Source organism: Alienimonas chondri (genome assembly GCF_013036045.1).
GTDB classification, from domain to species: Bacteria; Planctomycetota; Planctomycetia; order Planctomycetales; family Planctomycetaceae; genus Alienimonas; species Alienimonas chondri.
Genome location: NZ_WTPX01000201.1, coordinates 1 through 6,506 on the forward strand (window position 1 = coordinate 1; position 6,506 = coordinate 6,506).

6 protein-coding genes and 1 pseudogene are annotated in these 6,506 nt (G+C 70.4%); all 7 read left to right on the forward strand.

All coding sequences use genetic code 11. The features are described from left to right. A partial coding sequence (locus tag LzC2_RS22455; RefSeq protein WP_246255196.1) for an O-antigen ligase family protein occupies positions 1–1,128 on the forward strand: 1,128 nt, incomplete at its 5' end. Beyond that, a complete protein-coding gene (locus LzC2_RS22655) occupies positions 1,125–2,327 on the forward strand; it encodes a glycosyltransferase (RefSeq protein WP_315854757.1) in 1,203 nt (400 codons plus the stop codon). The genes LzC2_RS22455 and LzC2_RS22655, both read left to right, overlap by 4 nt. Further along, positions 2,324–3,220 carry a WecB/TagA/CpsF family glycosyltransferase gene (locus LzC2_RS19340; protein WP_206678810.1) on the forward strand — a complete coding sequence of 299 codons (897 nt, stop codon included), beginning with the start codon at positions 2,324–2,326 and terminating at the stop codon, positions 3,218–3,220. The genes LzC2_RS22655 and LzC2_RS19340 overlap by 4 nt, the downstream gene beginning before the upstream one ends. 47 nt (positions 3,221–3,267) lie before the next feature. After that, the gene (locus LzC2_RS19345; protein WP_171189674.1) at positions 3,268–4,287 is read left to right on the forward strand and encodes an NAD-dependent epimerase/dehydratase family protein; all 1,020 of its coding nucleotides are present in this window, start codon (positions 3,268–3,270) and stop codon (positions 4,285–4,287) included. After that, positions 4,284–5,285, forward strand: a complete 1,002-nt coding sequence (locus tag LzC2_RS19350) for a glycosyltransferase family 2 protein (RefSeq protein ID WP_171189675.1) — start codon at positions 4,284–4,286, stop codon at positions 5,283–5,285. Before LzC2_RS19345 ends, LzC2_RS19350 begins: the two co-directional genes overlap by 4 nt. Continuing rightward, complete coding sequence (locus tag LzC2_RS19355; RefSeq protein ID WP_171189676.1) at positions 5,282–6,124, forward strand: hypothetical protein; 843 nt, start codon at positions 5,282–5,284, stop codon at positions 6,122–6,124. Before LzC2_RS19350 ends, LzC2_RS19355 begins: the two co-directional genes overlap by 4 nt. Next, a pseudogene (locus tag LzC2_RS19360) lies at positions 6,121–6,506 on the forward strand (hypothetical protein); the annotation flags it as partial. The gene LzC2_RS19355 and the pseudogene LzC2_RS19360, both read left to right, overlap by 4 nt.

Sequence of the window (6,506 nt, forward strand, 5' to 3'; positions counted from 1 at the left end):
GCGGTCTTGCCGTGGGCGCTGCCGGGGGCGTTGTTCGTGGCCTACGCCGCGGCGTCGGCGGCCTGGTCGCCGCTGCGGCGGATCACGCTGTTCCAGTCGGGGACGCTGGCGGTGCTTTATGCGGTGGGCGTGGCGTTCGCGGTGCACGCCGCCGAGGCCGACCTCTCGCGGGCGCTGCGGCGCCTCGTCTGGACGCTGCTGGGGATCTCCGCGGGGCTGCTCGTCGCGCGGACGGCGATGCCCGGGCTGGGCGTGATGGAGCGGGAGGGCGTCTCCCTGCTGCACGCCACCAACACCGCCGCCACCGCGAGTCTCGGCCTGACGCTGGCGATCGCCTCCCGCACACTGTTCGGCTGGGGGTGGGCGCGGCGGCTCTGGCCGATCGCCCTGCCGGTACATGGGCTGGTACTGGCGATCAGTTCGAACCGGCTCAGCGTGGTCTTGACCGTCGGCGTCGTCGCCGTGCTGCTGTTCGCAGGACTGAGCCGCACGGGACGGTGCCGGGCAGCCCTGCTGGGCGCCGTCGTCGGTCTGGCGGCGCTCGCCGCCGACCCCGGTATGGACTTTCCCCAAGCGGTCGCGCGGGAGGCGGGCGAGTACCTGCAGCGCGGGCAGACCGTCTCCCAGATGAAAGATCTCTCCGGCCGCGAGGAGATGTGGACGAAGATGTGGGCTTCCTATCGCAAAGCCCCGCTGCTGGGCCACGGGTACTTCGTGACCTCTGAGACCGGGGTGATCGAGGTCTGGTACCTGCGGGGAAACTTCACCGCTCACAACCTCTTGCTGCAGGTGCTGGTCACCACCGGGGCGGCGGGCGCCGCCTTGTTTTTAGCCGGGTTCGCGGCGGCGCCGGCGCTGGCGGTCCTGAAGCTGCTGTTCGATCCCCGCTACCGCCGCTTCGCGGCGCTGGCCGGTCTGTTCGGCGGGTGGGTGTGCGTGTGGGGGCTGTTGAACGAATCCTTCATGGGGCCGCTGCAGCCGGAATCCGTTCTGTATTTCGTGTTCTACGGCCTGACGCTCGGCGCCGCCGCAAACGTCGGCCGCTTCGACCTGCGTTCCGGTCGCATCGAGTCCGAGTCCAGGTCCGAGTCCGAGTCCGAGTCCCAGTCCGTGGGGGCGGGGGCGTGAAGGTTCTGATCGTCCACGAGCGATACCGGCAGCCCGGCGGGGAAGACGTCGTCTTCGAGGACGAGGCGACCCTGCTGGAGTCCCGCGGGCACGCGGTCGTCCGGTACGAGAGACACAACGACGAACTCGCCGGGACCGGGAGATTACGGGCCGCCGCGGAGACCGTCTGGAGCCGCCGGGGCGTCACGGCGGTCGACGCGGTTCTGCGGCGGGAGCGGCCGGATGTGATGCACGTCCATAACACGTTCCCGATCCTTTCCCCGTCGATCTTTCACGCCGCCGCCGGGCGGGGCGTCGCGACCGTGCAAACGCTGCACAATTTCCGCCTGATCTGTCCGCAGGCCCAACTGCTGCGCGGCGGGGCGATCTGCGAGGACTGCGTGGGGAAGACCGTCGCTTGGCCGGCGGTCGCGCACGGGTGCTACCGCGGCAGCCGTGCGGCGAGCGTCGCGACCGCCGCGATGCTCGCCGTTCACCGCGCCGCCGGGACGTGGCGGGACGCCGTGGATCGGTTCGTGGCTCTCACGGAGTTCTCCCGGGATCTGTTCGTCCGCGGCGGGCTGCCGGCTGATCGGATCGACGTGAAGCCGAACTTCGTCGCTCCCGACCCCGGACCGCCCGGCTCCCGGGCGGCGAACGACCCGCCGCGGGTCGCGTTCGTGGGGCGGTTGTCCGAGGAAAAGGGCGTCCGCACGCTGCTCTCCGCGTGGTCGCAGGTCGCGGGGAAAACGCGCTTGGAAATCGTCGGCGACGGGCCGTTGAGGGACGATGTGAACGCCGCCGCGGCCCGCGACCGCCGGATCGAACCGGTCGGCCGGGCGCCGCTGGCAAAGGTGCTGGAGCGGATCGCGGCGGCGGACCTGCTGGCGATGCCGTCGGTCTGGTACGAGACGTTCGGCCGCACCACGGTGGAGGCGTTCGCCGCCGGCGTGCCGGTCGTCGCCTCGCGGTTGGGGGCGATGGCGGAACTGGTCGAGGACGGAGCGACCGGCGTGCTGGTCCCGCCCGGCGACCCCGCCGCGCTCGCCGCGGCCGTCAACGACCTGTTGGCCGATCCCGAACGCCGCCGACGGATGGGCGCTGCGGCTCGGGCGGATTACGAAGCCCGGTTTACCGCGGACCGCAACTACGACCTCCTCTTGAAGGTGTACGAGCGGGCTCTGACCCGCCGCACCGCCCTCGCGAAAGTCGCCGCATGACCGCCGTCCTCGCCCCCGCCGTCGCGCCCGCAGGGGCCGATCGTCCCGACGCCCCAGCGGACGGGCCGCCTCCGGGCGGGCCGCCTCCGGACTGGCCGCCGAAGCTGCCGGTCTTCGGCATCGAAATCTCGCCGACGACCTACGCCGAGGCCGCAGACTGCGTCGTGCGGGCGGGGGCGGCGGGGCGTCCGGCGGTCGTCTCCGCCTTCGCCGTCCACGCTCTGATCACCGCCGCGGAAACCCCGGCGTTGCGGGCGGCGGCGAACCGGTTCGAGATGATTACCCCCGACGGCCAGCCCGTACGGTGGGCGCTGAACCTGCTGCACGGAGCCGCCCTGCGGGAACGCGTCTACGGACCGACCCTCATGCTGGAGATTTGCCGACTGGCCGCGGAACGGGGCGTGTCGATCTACCTGTACGGGGGGACCGAAGCGGTTTCCGAGCGGCTGGCGGAGCGGCTGGCGGAGCGATTCCCCGCTTTGAAGATCGCCGGTCGGGAGTCGCCCCCGTTTCTCGCCCTGGGCGACGCCCGTACCGAAGCCGAGGACGCCGCGGCGGTCGAGCGCATCCGCGTCAGTGAAGCGGGGATCGTGTTCGTGGGGCTGGGCTGCCCGAAGCAGGACTTCTTCGCGGACCGCGTGCGAGACCGGATCGACGCCCCGCTGGTCTGCGTGGGGGCGGCGTTCGACTTTCACGCCGGCGTGAAGGGAACGGCCCCGCGGTGGATGCAGGACCGAGGGTTGGAGTGGCTGTACCGATTGTCGTCGGAACCCCGGCGACTGTGGCGGCGGTATCTGGCGACGAACACGAATTATTTAGCGCGACTGGCTGCTTCGGCCGCTAACTTTCCAAGGGTTCTCCGCCAGCGCCGCGAGTGGCGGGCTCGACGCTGATCGATCCCGCGTTCGTCTCCCTATTATCTTTTTGAGCAAGCTCGCCGATGCAATCGAATCGCATACTCGTCGCCGGCGCCGGCGGCTTTATCGGCGGGCATCTCGTCGCCGAGCTGCTCCGCCGCGGCCACGATGACGTGCTCGCCGTCGACGTCAAGCCGCTGGACCAGTGGTATCAAGTCTTCCCGCAGGTCGAGAACGAAGTCGCGGACCTGAAAGAACTGTACGCCTGCCGGGCCGCTTGCGCGGGCGTGTCGGAGGTCTATAACCTTGCCGCCGATATGGGCGGGATGGGCTTTATTGAGAACAATAAGGCGCTGTGCATGCTCTCGGTGCTGATCAATACGCACCTCTTGCAGGCTGCGCATGAGGCCGGGGCGGAGCGGTTCTTTTATGCCAGCAGCGCCTGCGTGTACGCCGCCGACAAGCAGAAGAACGCCGACGTCACCCCGCTGGCCGAGGGCGACGCGTACCCCGCCATGCCGGAAGACGGGTACGGCTGGGAAAAGCTTTTCAGCGAACGGATGTGCCGCCACTTCCGCGAGGACTTCGGCCTGGCGACCCGCGTCGCCCGGTTCCATAACGTCTACGGGCCGGAGGGCACCTGGGACGGCGGCCGCGAAAAGGCTCCCGCGGCGATTTCCCGTAAGGTCGCCGCCGCCAAGGCGACCGGGGACCGCGAAATCCCGGTCTGGGGCGACGGCACGCAGACGCGCAGCTTCATGTATATCGATGACTGCGTGGAAGGCATCTTAAAGATCATGCACAGCGATATCGAGGAGCCGATCAATCTCGGCTCGGACGAATTGATTACGATCGACGGACTCACCGAGTTGGTCGCCGACCTCGCCGGGATCGACGTGACGTTGCGGCACCAACTCGATAAACCCCGCGGCGTGAACGGGCGGAATAGCGACAACACGCTGATCGAGCGGCGGCTGGGTTGGGCGCCGTCGATCTCCCTGCGGGAGGGAATGGCGAAGACCTACGACTGGGTCGAGGCGCAGTACCTGGCGAAGCACGCCGCCGCGGACTCCGCCGCCGCGGAATTGGCGGGAGCCGCGTGAGCGCCGCCCCGCCAATCACGCTGGGGGTTCCCGTCTGGAACGCGGAGCGCTACCTGCCCGCGGCTCTGGAGTCGCTGCTGGCACAGACCTTCGGCGATTTCGAGTTGACGATCTCCGACAACGCGTCGACCGACCGGACCGAGGCGGTCTGCCGAGACTTCGCCGCCCGGGACCGCCGGGTCCGTTACGAGCGGCTGGACGAGAACGTCGGGGCGATCGAGAATTTTAACCGGCTCGTCCGCGCCGCCCGGGGGCGTTACTTCAAGTGGGCGGCGTCGGACGACCTGTGCGCTCCGACCTTTCTGGAACGGTGCGTCGAACGGCTGGGGACCGACGAGGAGGTCGTGTGGTGTCACCCGCTCACTCGCCACATCGACGCCGCCGGCGAGCCGGTCCCCGCCGCGATCGATCCCGCGCTCCCGCCCGGGCAGCCGAATCACAGCCTGGTCCGTCCCGGGGCGCTTTCCACGCGGTACGACCGCGCTGCGCCGCGGGCCTGGCAGCGGTTCCGGGCGGTCGTGCTGGGGACGACCTGGTGCTCCGACAGCTACGGGCTGATTCGTACCGCGGCGCTGCGTCGTACGGCCCTGTTGCGGCCGTACTTCGGGGCGGAGAAGGTGCTTATGGCCGAACTCGCCCTGCTCGGCCGGTTTGCGGAGCCGCCCGAAGTGTTGTTCTCCCAGCGGGTCCACGCCGACGCGGCGAGCGCCCTCGGCGGGGGAGCCGCAGAGAGGACGTTCGCGGGGGCGGCGGGAGCGGCGGGGCGGTTCTCCTCGACCCGGCTGGCTCTGCTGCGGGGCTACGCCTCCGCGGTGCGACGGGCGGAACTGGGCGCCGTCGAGAAACTGCACTGCGGCGTCACGCTGGCGCGTTACGTCGGGCAGGTCGACAAATGGGGCCGTATCGCGCGGGAGGCGATCGGCGGCCGCGGGGTGGGGGACGACACCTTCCGCAAACTGGCCGCTCGCACGTACGCCGCGGGGGGCGGATCAGAATGAACGCCGCCCCCGATCTCGCCGCCCCCGATTTCGCCGCCGAGGCGGTCACGCTGTCGGTCTCGCCCCGCCGGGTCGGCCGGATCCTGCTGGCCGTCGTGCTGACGGTCGCGGCGGTGGGGACGGCGGCGGACTGGATCATCTATCAGGTCGCCGCCGATCCCGACGACGGCCTCGCCACGGTCGCCCGGCGGTTCGACCTGGGCCACGAGCCAAGCCTGCCGGCGTGGTACTCCTCGCTGGCTCTGCTGGCCTGCGGGGCGTTGGCCGGGTTGATCGCCGCGGTCGTGCGGCGGGATCGACTCTGGTGGGGGCTGTTGGGGCTGCTGTTCGCGGCGCTGGCCTTGGACGAAGCGGTGATGATTCACGAGATGGCCGACGGCGTGATGCACGAGGCCCTGGACGGCGGCGGCGTCTTATATTTTACCTGGGTGGTGCCGGGATTGGCGTTTACGGCGGGGGTCGGCGCCCTGTTCGCACGGTTCCTCTGGCGGTTGCCCGCCACGACGCGGCGACGGTTCCTGCTCGCCGGCGGGACGTTCGTACTCGGCGCGGTGGGCATGGAGATGGTCGCCGGCGCCGTCGTCGATTCTCACCCGACCGAGGCGGCGGGCATCGCCTCGCCGGCTCACATCGCGGTGCAGACGGTGGAAGAGACGCTCGAGATGCTCGGCGTGCTGCTGTTCTTGATCGCCGAACTGGATTTTCTCGCCGCCGCGGTCGGGGCGATCACCGTGCGTTTCACGCCATGTGGTCCCCCCGGCGCCCAGGACGCCCGTCGCCGCCGCGGCTCTTCGCCCCCCGTTCCCCAGCCGCACGCCGAGGCGGGATCCGCCGGATGAACCGTTCCGCCAACTGCTGCCCCGGGTGCGGGGCTGACCGATTGACCGAGTTCTTCCGGGCGACCGGCCAGCCGGTTCACGTCGGCATCTTCGGAGAGACCGCCGCGGAGGCCCGCGCGCTGCCGACCGGCGAGATCGTCCTGGCCCACTGCGGGCGGTGCGGGCTGGTGCACAACCGGGCGTTCGAGCCGGCGAAACTCGGCTACCGGCCCGGCTACGAAGTCGCGCTGCACCACTCCGCAACATTCCGGGCCTACCTCGAAGCGCTGATCGACCGGTTGATCGACCGGTTCGACATCCGCGGCGGGCGGGCCTTGGAGATCGGCTGCGGGGACGGCTACTTCCTCACGCGATTGGCCGAGCGGGCCGGGCTGGACGGCGT

Excerpts from the sequence above, each read along its gene's own strand:
- LzC2_RS19340 (WP_206678810.1), top strand. The coding sequence starts at position 2,324 with ATGACCGCCGTCCTCGCCCCCGCCGTCGCGCCCGCAGGGGCCGATCGT.
- LzC2_RS19345 (WP_171189674.1), top strand. The coding sequence starts at position 3,268 with ATGCAATCGAATCGCATACTCGTCGCCGGCGCCGGCGGCTTTATCGGC.
- LzC2_RS19355 (WP_171189676.1), top strand. The coding sequence starts at position 5,282 with ATGAACGCCGCCCCCGATCTCGCCGCCCCCGATTTCGCCGCCGAGGCG.